Raw genomic sequence first — 20,912 nt, 5'->3', positions numbered from 1 at the left:
AGCTCCGCTTCCGGTCGTCGGTCACCAGGTCACCGGCAGGGTGTTCACGCCGAAGACCAGCGCGTTCGTGCGGTAGTCCAGTTCGTCGTGCGGGACGGCCGACCGCAGCGTGGGGAACCTGGTGAACAGCGCCGGGAGCGCCACCCGCAGCTCCATGCGCGCCAGCTGCTGGCCGAGGCACTGGTGCGGGCCGAAGCCGAAGGTGAGGTGGCGGTGCGGAGGCCGCCGCACGTCCAGCCGGTCCAGGTCCTGGTCATGGCCCTGGCTCTGGTCGTGGCCGGTCGCCGAGGGGTCCCGGTTGGCTGCCAGGACGGACGCCACGACCCGTTCGCCCTCCTTGATCTCCTGATCGCGCACGCACATGGTCCCGGCCGCCTGGCGCGGCAGGATGGCGGCCGGTGCGCAGTACCGCAGCAGCTCCTCGACGGCGCCGTCGGTCGCCGAGGGGTCGTCCCGTACCACCGCGAGCTGATCGGGGTGCTGGAGCAGCAGCGCGATGCTGGCCGAGAGGGTGCTGGCGATGGTCTCGTGCCCGGCGATGAGCAGCATGTTGCCGATGCCCGCCAGTTCGCTGTCGGTGAGCTGGTCGCCGAATTCGCGCACCACCCGGCCCAGCACGTTGTCGCCCGCGTGCTCCCGGTGGCGCGCCACGAGCCCGGCCATGTAGGCCTCCATCTCGGCGGCCTTCTCCATCTGCACCTCGCGGCTGACGCTGAAGTCCAGCGCGACCTTGGTGCGGCGCTGGAAGTCCTCGCGGTCGGCGTAGGGCACGCCCAGCAGTTCACAGATGACCAGCGTCGGAATGGGGTTGCAGAAGACCTGCACCAGGTCCGCGCCCGGACCGGCCTCCGCCAGCGCGTCCAGCGCGGTCGCGACGACGCCCTCGATCGCCGGCCGGAGTTCCCGCGCCCGCTTGGTCGTGAACGACCCGGTCAGCATGCGCCGCAGGCGGGTGTGGTCGGCGCCGTCGTAGCTCAGCAGGTTGCCCGCCTGGTACGGCATGGACCCGCCCATCCGCAACTGGTCGTTCGCGAGCGCGCTCTTGACGTCGTCGTACCGGGTGACGAGCACCGCTTCGAAGTCGCCGAGCAGCGGGTTGGGCATCGTGACCCGGTGCAGTGCGTCGTCCTTCTGTGCCGCGTACAGTTCGGGGGCGGGTGCGAACGGGCATCCGGCGGCGCGTCCCGCGCTGGAGGTCGCCTGGGTTTCGGTCATGACATGGCCTCTCTGCTCATGAGGAAGAAGATTCGTGCGGCCGGCCGGGGATCGCGGCGCCGGTCGCCAGGGCGAACACCGCTCCGGCCATGCCGACCACCGCGATGAGCACGAAGGCTCCCCGCAGCGGGACGGAGGTTCCGCCGAGCGGCATGCTCCGCCCGGCGAAGATCGCGCCGATCACGGCGCCGGACAGCGACGTGCCGATGGACCGCATGAGCGTGTTGAACCCGTTGGCGACCCCGGTCTCGGTGGGCGAGACGGCCGTCATGATCAGCGCGGGTATCGCTCCGTAGGCGACCCCGACGCCGCCGTTGGACACCACGGTGCCGATCACCAGCATCGTGATCGAGTCCATCTGGACCAGGCAGACCGCGTAACCCAGGCCGATCAGCGCGGTGCCCAGCAGCAGCGAGAACTTGGGGCCGCGGGCCGCGGAAATCCTGGCGCCGACCGCCGACGCGCCCATCATCGCCAGCCCGGCGGGCAGCATCAGCAGACCGGCCCGCACGGTCGACAGGCCGAAGCCGTAGCCCGTGCGCTCCGGGAGTTCCAGCAGCTGAGGCACCATCAGAATCTGTGCGTACAGGGCGAAGCCGACCACGACGGAGGTGATGTTCACCAGCAGCACGGGCCGCCGTGCCGTGGTGACCAGATCGATCAGCGGATCGGCCACCCGGCGCTCCCATACGCCCCACAGCGCCAGCACCACCACGGAGGTGACGGCAAGGCCGAGGGTGGGGGTGCTGCGCCAGCCCCATTCGCCGCCGTACGAGATCGCCAGGAGCAGCGCGGTCAGCCCGGCGCTCAGCCCCAGCGCCCCGACGCCGTCGAAGCGCCCGCGGGCCAGCCCCGGGGGCGCCGGGACCAGCCGGGCCACCAGCACACCGAACACCGTCGTCAGCACGGCCATCACCCAGAACATCAGGTGCCAGTCGGCGAACTGCGCCGCCGCGGCGGCCAGCGGCAGCCCGACCGCCGCGCCGACCCCCAGGACGGATGAGGTCAGCGCGATCGCCGGGCCGAGCTGGCGCGGGGACAGCACATCGCGCAGCAGGCTGATGCCGAGCGGTGCGAGCCCCATGCCGACGCCCTGCAGCCCGCGGCCGATGACCATGGGGGCCAGTGAGTCGGCCACCGCGCACAGCAGCGAGCCCAGCGTCACCAGACCGAGCACGATCAGCATCAGCCGCCGCTTGCCGTAGAGATCGCCGAGGCGGCCGACGACCGGGCTGGTGACCGCCCCGCCCAGCGAGGCCGCGGTGACGACCCACGAGGTGCCCGCCACGCCCGCGTCCAGCAGTCTCGGCAGCTCGCCCAGCAGGGGCACCACCATGGTCTGGGTCATCGCGGCCACGCCCACGGCGAAGGCGACAACCACGACGGTCCCGGGTCCGGCGGGGGGATCCGGCGCGCCGGCCCTTCCGGACTCGGTGTGCGGCGGCGCTGTGCCTTCCGGCGGAGCCGTGTCGTCCGGGGCCAGGCCCCGGTCCCGTCGCCGCATCAGAACCGCCTGCCGACGATGAACCCGGCGACCTCCTGGAACTCATGGCGCACCCCGTCCGCGAGCCCCGCGGCGGCAAGGCATTCCTCCGCCGCGGCGACCTGGCGGGCCGCCTCGTCCCGGGCCCAGTCCCGCCCTCCCCCGCGTTCCACCAGGGCCGCGACGTGGCGCACGTCCGGCTCGCTCAGCGGCTCGGGACGGAGGTAGAGAGCGGCCAGCTCGTCCGATCCGTCCGCGCACAGGGCGGCCACCACGGGCAGCGACTTCTTGCGGACCCGCAGGTCCGCCCCTACCTGCTTTCCGGTCTGCTTCTCCTCGCCCCAGATCCCCAGCAGGTCGTCGACGAGCTGGAAGGCGAGGCCGACGTGCTCACCGAAGGCGGCGAGCCGTTTGACCAGTTCCGGGTCCGCGCCGACGAGGTCCGCGCCGAGCGAGCAGGCACACGCGAGCAGCGCTCCCGTCTTGTCGCCCGCCATCCGCACGCACTCGGCCAGGGTCACATCGCCGCGCCGCTCGAAGCCGACATCGGCTCCCTGGCCGCTGATCATGCGCTGGGTGGCGGTCATCAGCGACGTGGCGGCCGAGGCGGCGCCCTTGCCGTCGGCGTCGAGCAGGACGGCCCCGGCCGCGGCCACCAGCGCGTCCCCGGCGAGGATGGCGCCGGGCACGCCGAAGACCTTCCAGGCGGTCGCGCGGCCGCGACGGGACGCGTCGCCGTCCATGATGTCGTCGTGCAGCAGCGAGAAGTTGTGCACCAGCTCCACGGCCACCGCGGCCGGAATGCCGTCTTCGGCCGTGCCGTTCGCCGCCCGCGCCGACAGCAGCGCCAGGGTGGGGCGGACCAGTTTGCCGCCCCAGGTGCTGGTCGGCCTGCCGTCGGCGTCCGCCCATCCGATGTGGTACTGGGCGATCTGCCCCAGCTCCGGGCTCAGATGGGTCCGGACGGCGTCGCGCAGGGCCGGTTCGAGTGCCGCCCGGCTCGTGGCGAGGACCGAGGAGAGCAGGTCGGCCGGTGTCGTGGTGGTCATGGCCGTCACCGCCCGCTCGTGAGGTCCGTGCGCACGCGGCGGGTCGTCCGGGGTCGGTCCGCCCGCGGAGGGACGGACACGCTGGGGTGTCGCATGGTGTGGCCCTTCACTGTCGCTCGGGGGTGGTCACTGCGTGGGCAGGTCGCGTGGTGTCGGCACCACGGGACGCAGCAGGGATCGGCGGAGAACCTGAGGGGAGGTGAGCAGGCTGCGGGGCGGGGCGAGCAGGAACAGGACGTCCCGGTTGGCGGTGCACACGACCGGATCGCCCGGTGTGCGGTCGCGTACGCGGTCCAGGTACCGCGTCAGGAGCCGGTTGGCGGGACCGGTGCGTACCGCGTTGCCGACGACCCCCGGCATGGTGCTGTCCACACCCGTCGCCACGTCCCAGGCATCGCGGGACGACCGCAGGACCGCGCGTTGCAGGGCGTGCGGCGACGGCGGGCGTTCGGCGGCCAGCGCCCGGGTGAGCGCGACCGCGTTCAGGGCCGCGACGGACAGGCCCTGCCCGTAGACGGGGTTCAGGGCGCACGCCGCGTCTCCGACCACGAGCAGTCCCCTGCGAGCGCGCCCCATACGGTCGTAGTGGCGGCGCCGGTTGGTGGTGTGCCGGTATCCCACGGGACGGCCGACGGGATGTGCCGTGCTGAGCCACTTGTGGGGAGCGGTGTGCGGGAGGCGATCGACGAACGCGGTGAAACCGGCCGGGTCGGTGGGTGGCGCGTGGTCCCGGGGCCCGGACAGGGTGACCATCCAGCGGTCGTCCTCGGCGGGCAGGATGATCGCGCCGAACGGCTGCCCGGCGTCGGGAACGATGTAGAAGCCCTTGAGGTCCTCGGGCGGGCCGTCGCCGCGGAAGACGGCCGTGGCATACGCCCGCCCGGTCTCCACCACGTCCTCACGGGGCGGTGAGCCGCCGAGGTCGGTGAGCCACTGAGGCGTACGGCTGGCCCGCCCGGTGGCGTCCACCACGAGGTCGGCCGCGAGTTCCTGCCGGAGGTGGTGATCGGATCCCCGGCCACGGACCAGGACGCCGGTGATGTGATCGGGGCGGCCCAGCAGTCCCGCCGCCTCGGTCTGCGTCCGGACCGAGATGCGGGGATCGGCCAGGACCCGCCCGCGGATGCGATGTTCCAGGAAGGGGCGCGACGGGGTCATGATCGGACGGGACGGATTGCGGCGGGATATCCACTGACCCGCCTGCCACACGCCCACGTCCCCCGGAACGGCGGGACACGGCGCGCCCGCCTCCCTCAGCTCGGACACCAGGCCGGGCAGCAGCTCGTCCAGCGCCCTCATGCCACTGGTCAGCAGCACGTGGGTGTGGCGTGACTGCGGCACGCCCGCGCGGGGGCCGGGGCTCTCCTCGTACTGGTCGCGTTCGAGGACCGTCACCCGCTCCGCGTGGCGCGAGAACGCCTGGGCGGTGAGCAGACCGGCCACGCTGCCGCCCATCACCACCACGTGTCCCAGCGATAAGCCCGGGGCCGAACCCGGGGACAGACCCGGGGACTGTGCGCGCATGTGCCGCCTCTCACGTGTCACGAACGCGCCCGCTTCCCCGCGACGGCCGCGCGGTGGCCGCCCTCGTCCCGCGGCGCTCCGTTCAGCCGGCTGGCCAGGTAGCGGACGCCGGAGGTCTTCGCCGTGCCCGGCAGACTGCCGATCATGTACTCGACGAGTTCCAGGTGGGTACGGCGCCACCGCCGCACGGCGGCGCTCAGCCCGTCGCGCTGGCGGGGGTCCACCGGGAGGAGGTGACCGGCGCCTCCCGGCAGCAGGCACTCGGTCAGCGCGAACAGTTCGTGGAACTGCTCGGACTGCAGACCGCTCGCCGTTCCGACCCGGTCCCGGAACCGCAGGAAGTCCTCCGGCTTCAGCGTGTGGCGCATCAGCGTCAACTGCCCCTCCAGGGCGTCGATCAGCCGTGTCGCCCGTTCCGCCCGGTGGGCGAAACACCGCTGTCCGCACTCGTTCGCCGCGATGTGGCGCAGGTCCACGAGGACTTGGCTGAGCAGTGTCTCGGACGACTGGTGCACGACGATGAAGAGCCGTTCGTCGTCGTGCTCGTCCTGCAGCGTCACCGGCGTGAGCGGATGCTGCAGCGACAGCAGTTCGTCCAGGCGCAGGTACGTCGCATAGGTCATGCCGGTCATGAGAGCCACCTCCTCGGGTGAGTCCGCGCTACACCAGGCGGCCGGGCACGGTGAGTTCCGCGAGGGCGTTCCTGTGCTCGGTGGGCGGGAGGCATTGGAGCGCCTCCTCGGCCGAGCGCACGTGCCGGTGCGACACATCCCGTGCCGCCTGGACGCCGTCGAAGGCGTTGACCAGCTCGGACATGGCCTCGTACCGCTCTTCGACCGACGACGCGGTGTCCGCGAGCAGCCGCTCGATCCGCCGCCGCTGCTCGCGCGGCGCGCGCTCGTGCGCGAGCAGCACGGGCAGGGTGGGCCTGCCGTTGCGCACGTCGGAGACGTTCGGTTTGCCCGCCCGGGTTCCGTCGTACGCCATCAGGTCATCGCGGATCTGGTACGCGATGCCCAGCTGGTCGCTGTACTGGCTGAGCGCGTTGAAAGCGGTGTCGTCCGCCCCGCCGAGGGTGGCACCCACACCGCATGCCATCCACAGCAGAGCGCCGCTCTTGTCCCTGATCATGTCGAGGTACGTCTCGACGGAACAGACACTGCGGCTCATCCGGATTTCCTGAAGGGCCGCGCTTCCGATGCGCAGACCGGCCCGGGACAGCACGGCCAGTGCCCGTGCGACCCGTGCGGCGGGAGCCCCTGCTTCCTGGCACTCGGACAGCGCGGCGAAGCCGTGGAAGAAGAGCCCGTCCCCGCCCACGATCGCCGTCGGTTCCCCGAACACCGTGTGCGCGGCCGTCTTGCTGCGCCGCTCTCCGTCCCGGTCGATGATGTCGTCGTGCATCATCGCGCCGACCTGCACACATTCCAGGGCCACCGCGGCGGGAAGAGCGGCCGCCAGGTCACCCCCCACCGCGAGGCTGGACCGGATCACCAGCCAGGGGCCCATCATCTTGCCGAAGGGCACCAATCCGTAACGCACCACTTCGTCGAGGCCCGAGACACCGTTCGGCCATCGGTACTCCACCTCGGCCCGTACCAGAGCGGCTACTTCGGCATCAGCGACCTGAGGCACATCGATGTCCGCTATGAAGTCGACGTTGTCCGTCATGCCGCTGACGCTAGGAGCGCCGTGCCCCCCATGTCTTCAGCGCCGGGCGACCTCGGCCCGAGAGGACACCCGGAATGGCATCTTCGTGCTCCTTCGCGCTCCCGCGGTCAGCCGCCCCACCGCTCCGATATCATGATCGAACTCACGATCAAGGAACACCTAACAAAACGGCCAAGTAATTGATACCCAAACCTTCACGGGTGCTTTCGCGAAAACCCCGCACAGATGCGTTCGCCGTGTGGCGCCGGCCACGGGCGCTGCTGTGGACCACGGCGGTTGTGGCGGCCCTCGGATTCATCGTCGCGCTGGAGATCGCCTCGCGTCGCTATGGCCAGCCGGGGCCGCTCACCAACCAGGTGCGCGAGGTGATATTCGCCCCCAAATCGGGGTTCATGCTGTACGCGGGCATGGCGTTGATGATGGTGGTGCTCACCCGGCGGGAGAGGCTCATCGCGACCGGTGCCGCGATCGGCATCGACGCCGTCTTCTTCCTGGTGCGGTGGGCGGCCGGCATCACGACGAGTGAGGGCCACCCCTTCGGTAATGGCGCGCTCTGGGTGATCCTGGCCTACGCGGTCATCGCCATCACGCGCCGCGAGGGCCAGGAACGGGCCCTGCTGCTGAAAGGCGTCGGGCTGGGGCTGCTGCTGGTAGCAGGCCGCAAAACCGGCGACGCCTTTCTGCTGATCACCTCGAAGACCCGCCCGATGGTGCTCGATCAGTACGTGGCCGTCGCCGATCACGCGCTGGGCAACCCGTCGTGGCTGGCAGGCCGGATCCTCGCGGCCACCGGCCCGATCGGCGCCAAGGTGCTCGACGGCGTCTACGTCCAGCTCGCGGTGGCCGCGGCCATCGTCGCGGCCTACCAGCTGCGGAACGTGGCGGCCGAGCGCCGCTTCCCGGGCCATCACCTGGTGCGCACCTTTCTGGTGATCGGCCTCGTCGGACCGGCCATCTACATGATCTTCCCGGTGGTCGGGCCGGTCTTCGCCTACGGCTCCGGCGCCTTCGGAACCGGCGGCGAGCACTGGGCGATCGCCAGCCTGTGGCCCCACACGTCCACGCCGGTCACCACCCCGCACCCGGTGCTGTACGACGCGGTCACGCCCCGTAACTGCATGCCCAGCCTGCATACGGCGTGGGCTACCGCGATCTTCATTCATTCCCGCACGGGCCCACGGATTCTGCGGTTCGCGGGCACGTTCTGGCTGGTTGCCACGCTCTGCGCGACGCTGGGATTCGGCTACCACTACGGCGTGGACCTCATTGCCGGAGTGGTGTTCACGATCACGATCGAGGCAGCCCTGCGCGCGCTCGACCGCGGCTGGGACCGGTCGGCGATCCAGCTGGTCGGCTACGGCACGGCGGTCTTCGCCGCGCTCCTGGTGTCCTATCGCTATCTGCCGATGGAGATGGCCCACCACCCGTGGGTGTTCGGCCCCCTCCTCCTTCTCGCGATGGCCTCGGTGATCCACGGCTACATACGGACCACCCGGGGATGGGAACCGAAGGCCGCGCCCGTGCGGCCACCGGAACCGCAGCCCGAACCGGCGTGAGCCATGGCGCGCCGGACGGCGGGCTTCTCAGTGTGCGGGCTCGTGCACATCGACCGCCTCGGAGCGTTCGCGGCGGATCCGCTCCAGGCCCCAGGCGCCGAGCGGGCCGAGCGCCTGGTTGAGCGTGTGCCCGTGCTCGGTCAGGGAGTACTCCACGCGGGGCGGCACCTCGGCGTAGACCTTCCGGTGCACGAGACCGTCCTCCTCCATCTCGCGCAGGTGCTGGGTCAGCATCTTCTCGCTCACACCCGGCAGTCCACGGCGCAGCTCGGCGAAGCGGCGTACCCCGTAGTTGTCCAGATCCCAGAGGATCAGCCCCTTCCACTTACCGCTGACGACATCGAGCGCGGCATCGACGCCGCAGATGTAGGGCCCGCATCGCGGCGTCTTGGCCATCGCTGAGCTTCTCCCTTACAAAAAGGTAAGTACCGCAGTATTTAGTGGGTACTTCCGAGAATAGCGACATGCTCCGAGCATGGAGGGGTGAACGAACAACACACCTCATTCTTGCGGCAGGACAGCCCCGTCACCGTCATCGGCCTCGGGCCGATGGGCCAGGCCATGGCCCGTACCCTCCTCACCGCCGGTCACCCGGTCACCGTCTGGAACCGCACCGCGAGCCGAGCGGACGGAGTCGTCGCGGACGGGGCGAGGCTCGCGGCCACACCGGCCGAGGCGGTCGAGGCGAGCGGGCTGGTGATCCTCAGCCTCACCGACTACCAGGCGATGTACGACATTTTGGGCGGCGCCACCGGATCGCTCACCGGCCGGACGCTCGTCAATCTGAGTTCGGACACTCCCGACCGGACCCGCGCGGCGGCCACGTGGGCGGCGGGCCACGACGCCACGTTCCTCACCGGCGGTGTCATGGTTCCGGCGCCGATGGTCGGCACCGAGGCGTCCTACGTCTACTACAGCGGACCCGGCGAGGTGATGGAGCGTCACCAGGCGGCGCTGGCCCTGCTCGGCGCGCCGAAGTACCTGGGCGAGGACCCGGGCCTCGCCCAGATGATGTACCAAGCCGCGCTGGCGGTGTTCCTCACCACCCTGTCCGGTCTGATGCACGCGACCGCGATGCTGGGCAGTGCGGGGCTCAAGGCCCGGGATGCACTGCCGGAGTTGCTCTCCCTCGCCGACTCGGTCGGCGCCATCGTGCGAGCGGGCGAGGAGACACCCGGCGCCGCGCTGGACGCCGGGGAGCATCCGGGCGACCTCAGCACCGTCACGATGATGGGCGCGACGGCCGACCACATCGTGGAGACCAGCGCCTCGCTCGGCCTCGGCCTCGCCCTCCCCGAAGCCGTCCAGTCGCACTACCGCCGCGCGATCGACGACGGCCACGGTGGCGACAACTGGACCCGCATCATCGACGGCATACGCGACCCGCGCTGACCCAAATCCCCTCGCTCCACCACGGCCGGGGCCCCTAGCCTGAGCGCATGCCTCACGCGAAGACCTCGTACGTGTGCCTGCCGTGCCGGGCCTCGTACAAGCAGCCCTACCCCGGTGACCACGAACGGCTCTGCCCGCGCTGCGCACAGCCGATGATTCACGTGGGGTCCGCCTTCGCCCCGCCGCGCCGACGGGACGCGGCGGGCTGGCGGGTGCTGTCCGTACTGCTCCACGCGGGGGTGCGCTTCCACAAGAGCTGCTGCGGAGGCCCCGGTTACCGCCCGCGCACCCTTCACGAGGTGCGCGAGCGGATGGCCTACGCCCGGGCCACCGGGGAGCCGTTCCAGCAGGCCCTGGTCCGCCGCGACCTCTGACCGGAGCTGAGAGTGGCTAGGAGTGGGTATTCACTCTCCTTGCCTGTGCCTTTTCTCCCCGCGACGCGCGTCGGCGCCCGTCCGCACCGCGCCCGCGCTCGCCGCGACCACCATCGCGATCGCCGCGCACTGCGGCAGCGACAGGCCCTGGTCGAGCACCAGATAGCCCGCCAGCGCGGCGACGGCCGGGGCCAGGCTCGTCAGCACCGCGAAGGTCGCCGCGGGCAGCCGTCGCAGAGCCAGCAGTTCCAGCGCGTAGGGCACGCCCGAACTCAGCACCGCGATCGCCAGGCCCAGGCCGAGGGCCACCGGTTCCAGCAACGCCCCGCCCGAGGCCCCGACGCCCAGCGGCAGGCTGAGCAGCGCGGCGACGGACATCGCGATCGTCAGGCCGTCCAGCCGGGGGAAGCGCGCACCGGCACGGGCGTTGAGCACGATGTACGCCGCCCACATCACCCCGGCGCCGAGCGCGAAGGCGACGCCCCCGGCGCCCAGTTGGTCGAATCCGCCGTATCCCAGCAGGTACACCCCGGCCAGGGCGAGACCGGCCCACAGCAGGCTGGCGGCGCGGCGCGAGGCGATGACCGACAGCAGCAGCGGTCCGAGGACTTCGAGGGTGACCGCCGCCCCGAGGGGGATACGGGCGATGGCCTGGTAGAAGAGGATGTTCATGCCGCCGAGGGCCAACCCGAACCCGCAGACCACGGCCCAGTCGGTGCGCGCGTATCCGCGCAGCCGGGGCCGGGTGATGACCAGCAGCAGCAACGCGGCGATCGTCACCCGCAGCGCGACCGTGCCGAGCGCCCCGGCCCGGGGAAACAGCAGCGCGGCGCACGCCGATCCGAACTGCACGGACACGGTGCCCGCCAGCACCAGGCCGACGCCGCCGGGAGTGCCACGGCCGGGGGCGTGGCGGAGGAGGACAGGAGCGGTCGTCGTCGCGGAGGAACTGTGCGCCGGGGATCTCATGGGCCTCACGCTAGGAACCCGGTCCAGGCCCTGTGAAATGCGGAGTCCCCTGCGGTTATGCTCCTCAGACATGACCATCGAGCTGCGGCATCTGCGCGCCTTCCTCGCCATCGCCGAGGAGGGCAACGTCACCCGTGCCGCCGCCCGTCTCCATCTGAGCCAGCCCGCGCTCTCCCGCACGCTGCGCCAGCTGGAGGATCACTTCGGCGCCCGGCTCGTCGACCGCTCGACGCACCACCTGGAGCTGACCGCGGAGGGCCATACGTTCCGCGACAAGGCCCTCGCCGCCGTGGCCGCCGTCGAGACCGCTCTCGACCCCCGGGGCCTGCGGAGCTGGCCGCTACGGGTGGGCCACCCCTGGGCGGCGCTCGGCGACCACACCGTCCCGCTGCTGCGCCGCTGGGACGAGACCCACCCCGGCACTCCGCTGAAGCTGCTCCGCATCGACGACCGCACAGGGGGCCTGACCCAGGGGAAGGTCGACGCGGCCCTGCTGCGCGGCGAGATCACCGAGGCCGGGCTCCGTACGGAGTCGCTGATGACGGAGGAGCGGTTGGTGGTCATGCCCGCGGACAGCCCGCTGGCGGCGCTCCCCCGGATCACCCTGGCGGACCTCGCCGCCCACCGGATAGCCGTCAACACCGTCTCCGGCAACACGACGATGGACCTGTGGCCGCCGGCGGCCCGCCCCGTCGCGACCATCGAGGTGGCCAACACCGACGAGTGGCTCATCGCCATCGCGGCGGGCCGCGCCGTGGGGATCTCCACCTCGGCCACCCCGAGCCATCACGCACTCCCCTCGCTGGCCTTCCGGCCGCTCGCGGACGCACCGGCCGTTCCCGTCGTCCTGGCCTGGCGCGAGGGGCTTGGCCACCCGGCCATCCCGGACCTGGTGGCACTGGCCCACCAGGTCATCGCGGCCGATCGGACCGGAGAGGGCCGGATCTTCGCTCCCCGCTGAGCGCAACCCTGTGAGGGGGCGGTGGGTCATGTAAGCGCCCACCCTCGGATTTCCTGATTGGAATCAGATGAAGCTTCGACGTGCCCTGTCGGCAGCCGCCGCCGTCGCCGCTCTCGGCTCCGCGTCACTGCTCGCCGTCCCCGCCGCGCACGCGACGGGCGACGCGCCCTCGGTCGCCGCCGAGCCGTCGCCGTCCCCGACGTACACCCGCCCGGCGTTCTGCTCCGGGATTCCTGACGAGGAACGCGGAAAGACGGGGCTGCGCGGGCTGCCCGGCACCATCGTCGCCGGGTCCGGATGGCACGAGTTCACCTATCGCGTCACCAACGTCTCCACCGTCACGGTGATGGAGACCGTCATCGGCCTCTATCCCGGCACCGCCGACCCCGAGATCGACGACATCGCCGAACTCGGCATGGCGGTCGAGTGGTTCAACCCGGAGACCGGTGCCTGGAAGCCGATCGAGGGCGAGGGCGCGGAGCCGCTCGACAACTACGACTTCGCCACGCTGGGCATGGTCAAGCCGGGCGAGCACACGGACGCCACGATGCGCATCAAGATCGCCAAGTCCGCCAAGGCGGGCACCGGTTACTTCTTCACCCAGGGGTATTCCTACGGCGAGGACGACCAGTGCGGCTTCGACGAGATCAGCCAGTTCGACTTCACCGTCGTGTCGGCGCGCTGACGTTCGTCCTGTCCGTACTGCTCCTGAGGGGCTGAAACCGCCGGTTCGGACGATCCCCCGCGTCGCCCGAACCGGCGGTGGTAACAAGCCATCCTCGAAAGATCGCCGGACGGCATCCTGCCGCCTGAGTATATTGGCTCGCAGCCAGCCAACGCAGGAGCTAACAGCATGTCCCCCCGCAGCCCATCGGTCAATGAGGAGTTGCGCCGCCGGTCCCAGGCCCGTCTGCTGCAGGCGACGGTCGAACTGGTCGGTGAGCGCGGCTACGAGGCGACGACGCTCGCCGATATCGCCGACCGGGCGGGGGCGGCCCGTGGGCTGGTCTCGTACTACTTCCCGGGCAAGCGCCAGCTGCTGCAGACCGCCGTGCACCGGCTGATGCACATGCAGCTGGCCGGGGCCCTGGAGCGCGAGCCGCGCCCGGAGGGCGAGGACGCCGGGCGCGAGCTGCTGGCGCGCGCGATCGACGCCATCCTGGGGCTCGCCCGGGAGCGACCGCGGCTGATGCGTACGCACATGGCGGGGATCCTCACGGCGGAGGGGTTCATCCAGTGCCCGGAGCAGCAGCGGCTGGCCGCCCTGCTGCGCGACACGGTGACCCGCTACGGCTCCCCGGACCCGGAGGCCGACTACCGGCTGCTGCGCGCGCTGCTGATGGGCGCGGTGGTCGCGGTGCTGCTGCCGGGGGCGCCGATGGAGCCCGAGCGGCTGCGGGCGGAGCTGTTCCAGCGCTACGCGCTGGACTGGGGCCTGGGGGCCCCGCCGGGCGGTGAGCCGCCCGGCGGGGTCCCTCAGCGCGGGTGAGTGATCGGGCGGGCCGTCAGCGGTAGTCGGGCTGCGTCTGGACGTTCAGCTCGCGCAGCCGCACCGACCGGGCGCTGTCGGTGCGCCGGTCGTCGACCTTCAGGACGTCGAAGCCCTTGGTCATGTCGTTCGAGTAGATGTAGCCGTTGTAGTAGTACGCGGACCAGGAGCCGCCGCCGACCAGCGCGTCGGCCGAGATCGGGCCGCGCTCGAAGTAGCCGATCTCCTTCGGGCGGGTGGAGTCGGTGAAGTCCCAGATGGACACGCCGCCCTGGTACCACGCCTGGACCATGATGTCGCGGCCCTTGGCGGGGATCAGCGAGCCGTTGTGGGCGACGCAGTTCTCGGTGGCGGCCTGGTGGCGCGGGATCTTGTAGTAGCTCTTGAAGACCAGCTTCCGCTTGTCGCCCTTGCCGACGATGTCGTAGATGCCGTCGGCACCGCGCTTCGGGCCGGTCGCCTCGTTGCACGTCGCGGCACCGCCGCCGCCCAGCTCATCGGTGAACACGACCTTGTTTCCGCGCTCGTTGAAGGTCGCCGAGTGCCAGAAGGCGAAGTTGACGTTGTCCTCGACCCGGTCGAGGACCCGTGGCTTCGCCGGGTTGGCGATGTCCAGCAGGATGCCGTCGCCCATGCACGCGCCCGCCGCCAGCTTCAGCTCGGGGAACGCGGTGAGGTCATGGCAGCCGGTGGTCTGGGAGACGCCCGGGTTGCTGGGGCCGCCAGGGTTGCCGCCGTCCGGGAAGAGCACCGGGAAGTCGATGACCGCGGCCTTCTCGGGCGCCTTGCGGGGCACCTTGATGACGGAGATGCCGTCGTGCGGAGGCTGGCAGTCCGGGAACGTCTCGCTGGGGTAGTACGAGGAGACGTAGACGTACACGTTCTTGCGGTCGGGCGCCAGGGTGTGGGTGTGCGAACCGCACGAGGTCTCGACGGCGGCGACATAGCGCGGGTTGCGCTTGTCGCTGATGTCGAAGACCTTCATGCCCTCCCAGGAGGACTTCTCGGTGGCGGGCTGCGTGGTGCTGGTGCAGGAGTTGTCGCTACGCGAGGAGTCGGTGGAGAGAAAGAGCAGGTCCCCGGAGACCGATACGTCGTTCTGCGCGCCGGGGCAGAGCACCTGGCTGACGACCTTCGGGCGCTTCGGACGGCTGACGTCGTAGATGACGAAGCCGTCGTAGTTGCCCGCGAAGGCGTACTTGCCCTGGAAAGCGAGGTCCGAGTTGGTTCCCTTGAGGTCCTGCTTGGGGATGTTGGTGAGGTGACTGACGTTGTCGCTGTGAACGATCTCGTCCACCCCGGGGATCTCGCCGTTCTCGATGGCGGTCCTGGTGTCGGATGCCTGACCCTTCGTCACCCGCTCGCCGCGCGGCGCGTCACCGGGGTCCGGTGTCGCGACCGCGGGGCTCGCCGCCAGCAACGAGGCCACCAGGCCGAAGGCGGCTACGGCCGCACCGAGGTATCTGCGCCGCTGCGGGGATCTTTCCCACGGCTTCACTGCGTCCTCCCTATGTCCTGCGCCCGCTCGGAGTTGAACGGTTCATGGGACGTGGGCAGTATCGCGCCTCTCATGTACACCACAACAGGCGGCAACATAGTCGTCATACAAAATCCCGACTTCCCCTGGAGGTAACGGTGTTGCACCGGCGCACGAGGCATCACGCCGCATCCCTCGCGTTCGCGGCTACGGCCATCGCCGCGATGCTCGCCCTCACCGGCTGTGAGGCCGAGGGCGGCAGGCAGGACACCGGGCAGGGGACGGACGGGAAGCCCGCGGTGATCGCCCCGGGGCGGCCGGGCGAGGCGGCGCGGACGCTGTCGGCCGAGGAGGCGGCGAAGGCGGGCGACGACGACTCCCCCAACGCCGCCGACCGCGCGTACGTCACCATGATGATCGAGCACCATCAGCAGGCCCTGGTCATGACCGACCTCGCGCCGGACCGCGCGAGATCGGCCGAGGTCAGACGGCTCGCCGAGCGCATCGCGGCGGCGCAGGGGCCGGAGATCGACGCGATGCGGGGCTGGCAGCAGACCACCAGCGGCGCCCAGGGGTCGGAGGGTGGGCACCACCACGGCGGGACGGCGGACATGCCCGGCATGGCCACGCCGAAGCAGCTGGACGCGCTGCGCGCCGCCGAGGGCGCCGACTTCGACGCGCTCTTCCTCAAGCTGATGATCGCCCACCACCGGGGCGCGCTCTCCATGGCCACGGACGTGCTGGGCCGGGGCAACAACGTCCGGGTGGAGGAGATGGCCAACGATGTGATCGCGCAGCAGAACAGCGAGATCCGCCGGATGCGGAGGCTGACGTGAGCGGCTGAGGTGAGCGGCGAGCCTGAGCGCCGGGCGTGGACGGCTGAGGTGAGCGGCGCGCCTGAGCGCCGGGACCTGCGCGCTCGGGCCCGCCGGGTGGGATGCTGGAGACAGCCTGCGGAAGGAGTTCCTCCGTGCTTCGCGTCGCCGTCGTGGGATCCGGGCCGAGCGGTGTCTACGCCGCCCAGTCGCTCGTCCAGCAGCAGGCCGTGCCCGAGGTGTCGGTGCATGTGCTGGACCGGCTGCCGTGCCCGTACGGGCTGGTGCGCTACGGCGTCGCCCCCGACCACGAGAAGATCAAGTCGCTGCAGAACACCCTGCGCGCGGTCCTGGAGCACCCACGGGTCAGCTTCCTCGGCAACGTGCACGTGGGTCCCCCGCCGCTGGTGCCGCAGCGGCTGCTGGGGCTCTACCACGCGGTGGTCTACTGCGTGGGCGCGGCGACGGACCGGCGGCTCGGCGTGCCCGGCGAGGAGCTGCCCGGCAGCTACTCCGCCACCGAGTTCGTCTCCTGGTACAGCGCCCATCCGGACGCCCCCGGCGACGCCTTCGCGCTCGGCGCGCGCTCCGCCGTCGTCGTCGGGGTCGGCAATGTCGCGCTGGACGTGGCGCGCATCCTGGCCCGCGGGGCGGAGGAGCTGCGGCCCACCGACGTCCCCCATCTCGCCCTCGGCGCGCTCGCCGACAGCCGGGTCGCCGATGTCCATGTGGTCGGCCGCCGCGGTCCGTCGCAGGCGAAGTTCACCACCAAGGAGCTGCGCGAGCTGGGCTCGCTGACCGGTGCCGATGTGCTCGTACGCCCCGAGGAGCTGGCGCTGGACCCGGCGTACGGCGACCCTTCGGGGCTGCCCGCGGCCGGCCGCCGCAACGTCGAGGTGCTGCGCGACTGGTCACAGCGCGCGCCCATGGGCCGTCCGCGCCGCATCCGGCTGCGCTTCTTCCTGCGGCCCGCGGCGCTGCTCGGCGAGGGCGCGGTGCGCGCCGTACGGTTCGAGCGGACCGCGCCGGACGGGCGGGGCGGGGTGGCGGGCACGGGCGTCTTCGAGGACATCGCGGCGCAGTTGGTGCTGCGGTCGGTGGGCTACCGCGGCGTACCGCTGCCGGGGCTGCCGTTCGACGAGCGGCGGGGCACCGTGCCGAACGAGGCGGGGCGGGTGCTGCGCGGCGGTGTGCCCGCGCCCGGCGAGTACGTGGCGGGGTGGATCAAGCGCGGGCCGACCGGGGTGATCGGCACCAACCGTCCGTGCGCCAAGGAGACGGTCGCCTCGCTGCTCGCCGACGCGGACGTGCTGGCGGCGCGGCCGGTGGCCGAGGACCCCCTCGCCGCGCTGCGCGCGGCGGGCGTGGAGCCGGTCGAGTGGACCGGCTGGCTGCGGATCGAGGCGGCGGAGGCGACGCTCGGGGAGGCGCTGGGACGTACGAAGGTGAAGATCCCGGACTGGACGGGGCTGCTGGGCGCGGCGCGTGGGGAGGACTGAACCCGCCCCGGACCGGCCCCCGCGCCTCAGCCGGGGCCGCCCGCCCGGTCGTCCTGGCGGACGACGGCGGCGATGACGCTGTCGAGCAGGCCGGGGAACAGCGCGTCCAGGTCCTCGCGGCGCAGGGCGTTCAGCTTGGCGGTGCCCTGGTAGATCTGGTGGATCACGCCGCATTCGCGCAGCACCCGGAAGTGGTGAGTGCTGGTGGACTTGCTGACGGGCAGGTCGAACACCGAACAGAACAGGTCGCAGCGTTCCTCGGCCAGGGTCCGCACCACCCGCAGCCGCATGGGGTCGGACAGCGCGTGCAGCACGCCCTCCAGCCGGATGTCCTCGCGCCGCGGGTGCTCCATCGAACGGCCCGTCCCCTGCGTCTGAGGTGTGCTCCGCGTCCGCACGAGTGCCGCTCCTCACCGCGTCGTTCCGGGGCCCACCATGGTACGAAGCTTCTCGTAGTTTGACATCCGTCGTACTACACCACCGCCGGGCGCGGCGCGGCTTCCTGAACGCCGGACGCGTCACCCGCGAGACACCCGCGCCGACCTGCGGGAAGACGCTTCCACGGGCCGTTGTCAGTGGCGGGGTGCAGACTCTGTGATGTCGGACACATCCTCATCTCCCTCATCGCGCCTCTTCATCCCCTCACCTCTCCCTACGCCCCAAGGAGTGAGTCCGTCATGGACGATGTTCTGCTCGCCGTCGGCACCCGCAAGGGTCTCTTCCTCGGCCGCCGCCGCACCGGCCCGGACTGGGACTTCACCGGACCGCACTTCCCCATGCAGGCGGTGTACTCCGTCGGCATCGACACCCGCCGCTCCGGCGCGCCGCGGCTGCTGGCCGGTGCGGACAGCTCCCACTGGGGCCCGTCGGTCTTCCGCTCCGACGACCTCGGGGAGAGCTGGCACGAACCCGCCCGGCCCGCGGTCCGGTTCCCGGAGGGGACCGACACCTCGCTGGAGCGGGTGTGGCAGCTGCACCCGGCCGGGCCCGCCGCGCCCGAGGTGGTCTACGCGGGCACCCAGCCGGGCGCGCTGTTCCGCTCCGAGGACGGCGGGGAGACCTTCGACTTCGTGCGGAGCCTGTGGGACCACCCGCAGCGGCCCGAGTGGGGCGCGGGGTTCGGCGGCCAGGCGGTGCACACGGTGGTCACCGACCCCCGGGACGCCGAGGCGGTGACGGTGGCCGTCTCGTCGGGCGGGGTGTACCGGTCGACGGACGGCGGGGCGAGCTGGGCGCCGTCGAACAGCGGACTGCGGGCGGAGTTCCTGCCCGATCAGTATCCGGAGTTCGGGCAGTGCGTGCACAAGATCGCTCAGGACGCGGCCGATCCCGACCGGCTGTATCTGCAGAACCACGGCGGGGTGTACCGCAGCGACGACCGCGGGGCGCACTGGTCGGAGATCGGCGAGGGGCTGCCCGCCGACTTCGGGTTCGCGATCGCCGCCCATCCGCGGCGCGGCGGGGTCGCCTATCTCTTCCCCGCGTCCGACGGCTCGGACCGCTATCCGCCGGGCTACCGCTGCCGGGTCTACCGCACCCAGGACGCGGGCGCGTCCTGGGAGGAGCGGTCCGCCGGGCTGCCGGGCGAACCTCACTACGGGGTGGTGCTGCGGGACGCGCTCCGTACGGACGACGCGGACCCGGTGGGGGTGTATTTCGGCAATCGCAACGGCGAGGTGTACGCGAGCGCGGACGAGGGCGAGAGTTGGCAACAGATCGCCCAGCACCTTCCTGATGTGCTCTGTGTGCGAGCGGCGGTGATCGGATGAGACCGTGACCGGGTCGGACGGCACGCGGCCACGGGCTGAGCCACTAGAGTGACGCGGTGTGGCTGCACGACCGTTGAAGGAAATTGTCGAACCGGGCTGGGCCAAGGCACTTGAGCCCGTGGAAGAGCGCATCGCGTCGATGGGTGACTTCCTGCGGGCCGAGATCGCGGCGGGCCGCACCTATCTGCCCTCCGGACCGAATGTGCTGCGCGCCTTCCAGCAGCCCTTCGACGAGGTGAAGATCCTCATCGTGGGCCAGGACCCGTATCCGACGCCCGGTCACGCGGTGGGGCTGAGCTTCTCGGTGGCGCCGGAGGTGCGGCCGCTGCCCGGCAGCCTGGAGAACATCTACCGCGAGCTGCACAGCGACCTCGGGCTGCCGCGCCCGTCCAACGGCGATCTGACGCCCTGGACCCAGCAGGGCGTGCTGCTGCTCAACAAGGCGCTCACCACCGCGCCGCGCCGCCCCGCCGCACACCGCGGCAAGGGGTGGGAGGAGGTCACCGAGCAGGCGATCCGGGCGCTCGCCGGGCGCGGGCGTCCGCTCGTGTCCATCCTGTGGGGCCGCGACGCGCGCAACGTACGGCCGCTGCTGGGGCCGCTCCCCTCGGTCGAGTCCGCGCACCCCTCCCCCATGTCGGCCGACCGGGGCTTCTTCGGTTCGCGCCCGTTCAGCCGGGCCAATGACCTGCTCGTACAGCAGGGGGCGCAACCCGTCGACTGGCGCCTTCCCTGAGCGCTTCTTTCCAGGTGGGCGAGGGGTAGTCTGCCCGCCATGACGACACATCCGAACACCCCTGCGGGCTGGTACGCCGACCCGCAGGGCACCCCCAACCAGCTGCGCTGGTGGGACGGCGCCCAGTGGACCGAGCACACCCACCCGGGCCAGCAGCCGGTGCAGGCGGCCCAGCCGGGGTACTCCCCGCAGCCGGGGTACGCCGCCCAGCCGGGGCAGCACCAGCCGGGGCAGCACGGTCAGCCCGCCCAGCCGCACCCCAACCCGGCCAAGGTCCAGCACCAGGTGCAGCAGCAGGCGCACGTCGCCCCGGCCGCGGGCGGTGGCGGCTCGCTGTTCACCGAGCCGGTGCTGGTGGTGAACCAGAAGGCCAAGCTGATCGAGCTGACCAATGAGTACAGCGTCTTCGACCAGCACGGCCAGACCATCGGGTCGGTGGTCCAGGTCGGTCAGAGCACGCTCAAGAAGGTCGCGCGGTTCGTGTCGAGCCTCGACCAGTTCATGACGCACAAGCTGGAGATCCGGGACGCGGCCGGGCAGCCGCATCTGGTGCTCACCCGCCCGGCCAAGTTCATCAAGTCCAAGGTGCTGGTGGAGCGCCCGGACGGCCAGCCGGTCGGCGAAATCGTCCAGCAGAACGCCATCGGCAAGATCAACTTCGGGATACAGGTCAACGGCCAGCAGATCGGGGCCATCAAGGCGGAGAACTGGCGCGCCTGGAACTTCTCCATCGTCGACCACACCGAGACCGAGATCGCCCGGATCACCAAGACCTGGGAAGGCCTGGCGAAGACCATGTTCACGACGGCGGACAACTACGTCCTGCAGATCCACCGTCAGCTTCCCGACCCGCTGCTGAGCCTCGTGGTCGCCACCGCCCTGACCGTGGACACCGCGCTCAAGCAGGACGCGCGCGGGTTCGGCTGAGCCGGT

General features: G+C 71.4%; 21 protein-coding genes. 11 read left to right on the top strand and 10 right to left on the bottom strand.

What is annotated here, in order from left to right:
* Positions 1 to 21: 21 nt before the first annotated feature.
* The 6 genes from ACZ6CL_RS14470 to ACZ6CL_RS14445 form a co-directional block, all read right to left on the bottom strand.
* On the bottom strand, positions 22 to 1,215 hold the full coding sequence (locus ACZ6CL_RS14470; RefSeq protein WP_468935683.1) for a cytochrome P450: 1,194 nt from the start codon (positions 1,213 to 1,215) through the stop codon (positions 22 to 24).
* Positions 1,216 to 1,231: 16 nt separating this feature from the next.
* The gene (locus tag ACZ6CL_RS14465) at positions 1,232 to 2,596 is read right to left on the bottom strand and encodes an MFS transporter (RefSeq protein ID WP_468935680.1); all 1,365 of its coding nucleotides are present in this window, start codon (positions 2,594 to 2,596) and stop codon (positions 1,232 to 1,234) included.
* A gap of 122 nt (positions 2,597 to 2,718) precedes the next feature.
* Positions 2,719 to 3,747, bottom strand: coding sequence for a polyprenyl synthetase family protein (locus tag ACZ6CL_RS14460; protein ID WP_468935678.1), 1,029 nt, complete (start codon positions 3,745 to 3,747; stop codon positions 2,719 to 2,721).
* 126 nt (positions 3,748 to 3,873) lie between these two features.
* Complete coding sequence (locus ACZ6CL_RS14455; RefSeq protein WP_468935675.1) at positions 3,874 to 5,271, bottom strand: FAD-dependent oxidoreductase; 1,398 nt, start codon at positions 5,269 to 5,271, stop codon at positions 3,874 to 3,876.
* Between the two features lie 17 nt (positions 5,272 to 5,288).
* Positions 5,289 to 6,041 (bottom strand): tryptophan 2,3-dioxygenase family protein, encoded by a 753-nt coding sequence (locus tag ACZ6CL_RS14450; RefSeq protein ID WP_468935673.1) that lies wholly within the window; start codon positions 6,039 to 6,041, stop codon positions 5,289 to 5,291.
* A complete protein-coding gene (locus ACZ6CL_RS14445; RefSeq protein WP_468935671.1) occupies positions 5,932 to 6,942 on the bottom strand; it encodes a polyprenyl synthetase family protein in 1,011 nt (336 codons plus the stop codon). The genes ACZ6CL_RS14450 and ACZ6CL_RS14445 overlap by 110 nt, the downstream gene beginning before the upstream one ends.
* A 236-nt stretch (positions 6,943 to 7,178) precedes the next feature.
* On the opposite strand from ACZ6CL_RS14445, the gene ACZ6CL_RS14440 reads away from it, so the two are divergent.
* A complete protein-coding gene (locus ACZ6CL_RS14440; RefSeq protein ID WP_468935668.1) occupies positions 7,179 to 8,498 on the top strand; it encodes a phosphatase PAP2 family protein in 1,320 nt (439 codons plus the stop codon).
* 27 nt (positions 8,499 to 8,525) lie between these two features.
* Here ACZ6CL_RS14440 and ACZ6CL_RS14435 read toward each other — a convergent pair whose 3' ends face one another.
* On the bottom strand, positions 8,526 to 8,894 hold the full coding sequence (locus ACZ6CL_RS14435; protein ID WP_468935665.1) for a winged helix-turn-helix transcriptional regulator: 369 nt from the start codon (positions 8,892 to 8,894) through the stop codon (positions 8,526 to 8,528).
* 87 nt (positions 8,895 to 8,981) lie between these two features.
* Between ACZ6CL_RS14435 and ACZ6CL_RS14430 the strand changes: the two genes are divergently transcribed.
* On the top strand, positions 8,982 to 9,890 hold the full coding sequence (locus ACZ6CL_RS14430) for an NAD(P)-dependent oxidoreductase (RefSeq protein WP_468935663.1): 909 nt from the start codon (positions 8,982 to 8,984) through the stop codon (positions 9,888 to 9,890).
* 47 nt (positions 9,891 to 9,937) lie between these two features.
* Positions 9,938 to 10,264 (top strand): deoxyxylulose-5-phosphate synthase, encoded by a 327-nt coding sequence (locus ACZ6CL_RS14425; RefSeq protein ID WP_468935661.1) that lies wholly within the window; start codon positions 9,938 to 9,940, stop codon positions 10,262 to 10,264.
* A 30-nt stretch (positions 10,265 to 10,294) separates the two neighbouring features.
* On the opposite strand, the gene ACZ6CL_RS14420 is transcribed toward ACZ6CL_RS14425, so the two are convergent.
* Positions 10,295 to 11,233 (bottom strand): EamA family transporter, encoded by a 939-nt coding sequence (locus tag ACZ6CL_RS14420; RefSeq protein ID WP_468935658.1) that lies wholly within the window; start codon positions 11,231 to 11,233, stop codon positions 10,295 to 10,297.
* 70 nt (positions 11,234 to 11,303) lie between these two features.
* Here ACZ6CL_RS14420 and ACZ6CL_RS14415 point away from each other — a divergent pair, with 70 nt between their 5' ends.
* From ACZ6CL_RS14415 to ACZ6CL_RS14405, 3 genes are all read left to right on the top strand, one after another.
* Entirely contained in the window at positions 11,304 to 12,194 is an 891-nt protein-coding gene (locus tag ACZ6CL_RS14415; protein WP_468935655.1) for a LysR family transcriptional regulator, read from the top strand.
* Between the two features lie 67 nt (positions 12,195 to 12,261).
* Positions 12,262 to 12,879, top strand: coding sequence for a hypothetical protein (locus ACZ6CL_RS14410; protein ID WP_468935652.1), 618 nt, complete (start codon positions 12,262 to 12,264; stop codon positions 12,877 to 12,879).
* A gap of 168 nt (positions 12,880 to 13,047) precedes the next feature.
* Positions 13,048 to 13,683, top strand: a complete 636-nt coding sequence (locus ACZ6CL_RS14405; protein WP_468935649.1) for a TetR/AcrR family transcriptional regulator — start codon at positions 13,048 to 13,050, stop codon at positions 13,681 to 13,683.
* A gap of 16 nt (positions 13,684 to 13,699) precedes the next feature.
* Here ACZ6CL_RS14405 and ACZ6CL_RS14400 read toward each other — a convergent pair whose 3' ends face one another.
* Positions 13,700 to 15,181: an LVIVD repeat-containing protein gene (locus ACZ6CL_RS14400; RefSeq protein WP_468935647.1), complete on the bottom strand. Its 1,482-nt coding sequence runs from the start codon at positions 15,179 to 15,181 to the stop codon at positions 13,700 to 13,702.
* Positions 15,182 to 15,318: 137 nt separating this feature from the next.
* Between ACZ6CL_RS14400 and ACZ6CL_RS14395 the strand changes: the two genes are divergently transcribed.
* A complete protein-coding gene (locus ACZ6CL_RS14395) occupies positions 15,319 to 15,996 on the top strand; it encodes a DUF305 domain-containing protein (protein WP_468935645.1) in 678 nt (225 codons plus the stop codon).
* Positions 15,997 to 16,130: 134 nt separating this feature from the next.
* Positions 16,131 to 17,474, top strand: a complete 1,344-nt coding sequence (locus tag ACZ6CL_RS14390) for an FAD-dependent oxidoreductase (RefSeq protein ID WP_468935643.1) — start codon at positions 16,131 to 16,133, stop codon at positions 17,472 to 17,474.
* Between the two features lie 26 nt (positions 17,475 to 17,500).
* Here ACZ6CL_RS14390 and ACZ6CL_RS14385 read toward each other — a convergent pair whose 3' ends face one another.
* Positions 17,501 to 17,827: an ArsR/SmtB family transcription factor gene (locus ACZ6CL_RS14385; protein WP_468935641.1), complete on the bottom strand. Its 327-nt coding sequence runs from the start codon at positions 17,825 to 17,827 to the stop codon at positions 17,501 to 17,503.
* Positions 17,828 to 18,151: 324 nt separating this feature from the next.
* On the opposite strand from ACZ6CL_RS14385, the gene ACZ6CL_RS14380 reads away from it, so the two are divergent.
* The 3 genes from ACZ6CL_RS14380 to ACZ6CL_RS14370 are packed head-to-tail and all read left to right on the top strand — an operon-like array spanning position 18,152 to position 20,906.
* Positions 18,152 to 19,243, top strand: a complete 1,092-nt coding sequence (locus ACZ6CL_RS14380) for a WD40/YVTN/BNR-like repeat-containing protein (RefSeq protein WP_468935639.1) — start codon at positions 18,152 to 18,154, stop codon at positions 19,241 to 19,243.
* A gap of 58 nt (positions 19,244 to 19,301) precedes the next feature.
* A complete protein-coding gene (locus tag ACZ6CL_RS14375; protein ID WP_468935637.1) occupies positions 19,302 to 19,979 on the top strand; it encodes a uracil-DNA glycosylase in 678 nt (225 codons plus the stop codon).
* Between the two features lie 39 nt (positions 19,980 to 20,018).
* A complete protein-coding gene (locus ACZ6CL_RS14370; protein ID WP_468935635.1) occupies positions 20,019 to 20,906 on the top strand; it encodes an LURP-one-related family protein in 888 nt (295 codons plus the stop codon).
* The last annotated feature ends 6 nt before the right edge of the window (positions 20,907 to 20,912 follow it).

The organism is Streptomyces sp. NPDC041200 (genome assembly GCF_055591805.1).
The sequence above is the reverse complement of the archived record's forward strand: the minus strand, read 5'-3'. Positions and strand labels throughout refer to the sequence as shown.